The sequence below is a fragment of the Kitasatospora sp. NPDC007106 genome, from assembly GCF_040634455.1.
Lineage (GTDB): Bacteria > Actinomycetota > Actinomycetes > Streptomycetales > Streptomycetaceae > Kitasatospora > Kitasatospora arboriphila.
In genome coordinates this window covers 1-1,465 of sequence record NZ_JBEYFP010001198.1, presented here as the reverse complement: position 1 = coordinate 1,465, position 1,465 = coordinate 1, and the positions used below count along the sequence as shown (strand labels likewise).

At 77.5% G+C, this 1,465-nt stretch carries 2 protein-coding genes; both read right to left on the bottom strand.

Going from position 1 to position 1,465, the window contains the following annotated elements:
• On the bottom strand, positions 1–448 hold a 448-nt coding region (locus ABZ641_RS37120; protein WP_359988981.1), incomplete at its 3' end, for a deoxyribodipyrimidine photo-lyase.
• A 196-nt stretch (positions 449–644) separates the two neighbouring features.
• Positions 645–1,352, bottom strand: a complete 708-nt coding sequence (locus tag ABZ641_RS37115) for a pyridoxamine 5'-phosphate oxidase family protein (protein WP_359988979.1) — start codon at positions 1,350–1,352, stop codon at positions 645–647.
• Positions 1,353–1,465: the final 113 nt, after the last annotated feature.

Here is a 1,465-nt window from a genome sequence, read left to right as displayed (position 1 = left end):
GCCGGACGGCCAGGTTCACCGCGTGCACGGTGAGCTCGGCGGTGGCGGCGCCGGGCACGAGGGCGGTGAGGGAGCCGTCGTGCACGTGGAGGCGGTCGCCGAGGTGTTTCCGCAGGGCGCTCTCGCGGCGCCGCGCGAAGGAGCTGACGCCGGCGGCGACGTGGACGGCGACCGCGCCGGTCTCCTCCGCGAGGCGCGCCGTCTCGGCCGCCGCGGAGCCCCGGCGGATCAGCAGCCGCCCGCCGATCCGGCGGAGCGAGGCGTCGAGGTCGGTCAGGCAGTCCGCGAGGAAGGCCCGGCGGTTGGGGGCGGCGAATCCGGCCGCCTCGACGCCGGGGTCGAGCACGAAGAGCGGGACGACCTCGTCGGCGCTGCGGGCGGCGGCGTGCAGCACCGGGTTGTCGTGCAGGCGGAGGTCCTGGGTGAGCAGGGCGATGGCGATCGTCATGGCCCGGCCAGGCTAGGCCCTGTCGTTCGGATCGTGTCGGATCGGCGCGCGGCGGTGGGCACCCGGAGTCGCGCGCCCGGCAGGATCCGTGGGATCCGTGGGATCCGTGGGATCCGTGGGAGAGGGCCTGTCGATCGGAGCGGCCGTGCCGGTGGTGGCCGGGCGGCGTGTCTTCCGCGCGGCGGCCGGGCCGGGCTCAGAGTGAGCCGACGCGGCGGCCGGTGACCCGGGTGGGCCGGATCCGGATCCAGAGCGGGTTGTCGCCGCCCGACCACGGTTCGGACCCGGGGTGCCCGGCGAGGCGGTCGATCTCCTCGTGCGCGGTCACGTGCTCGGCGGTGCCGGCCAGCAGCACGCTCCAGCCGCGGCTGAGCCGCTCGTCGATCCGGTCGATCTGGAAGGAGAGGGCGGTGCCGGAGTCCGGTGCGGCGGCGCTGTGCGGGACGGTCCGGTAGGCGACGGTGCCCGCGTCGACGACGTAGTTCACCGGGAGGACGGCGGGGCCGGGGCCGGCGGGGACGGCGACCCGGCCGACGCCGTGGTCGCCGATCCGGTCCCAGCACTCGCGGACGGTGAGCCTGATCAGCACGGGGTGTTCCGGGGCCGCGGCCCGGCCCGGCGCCTCGTCGGTGCGGCCCTCGACGAGTTCGCGGTGGCTGAGCCCGAGGGCGCTCGCGAGGCGGAGGAACCCGCCGGGGTCGAAGGCCGGTCCGGCTTCGGCGAGGTGCTGCAGGTAGCGGGTCGCCATCCCGGCCTTGGCGGCGAGTTCGGCCTCGGTCAGGCCCAGGGCGTCGCGGCGTTCGCCGATCCGGCGCGCGATCGCGGCGCGGTCCGGCTCGTCGGGGCCCTGCGAGGGGTCCCCGCCAGGGTTGCGGCCGGGCTCGGGGCGGGCGTTGTCGTTCACGGCTGTCCTCCGGCGGGCACGGCGGGCGCACCGGGCGCGCGCTGTCGGCGGCCGGTTCCTCGGCCGTCTCGCCCCAGTAGAGCCCGGGGCCGCGCGGACCGCCAGGCTGCCGG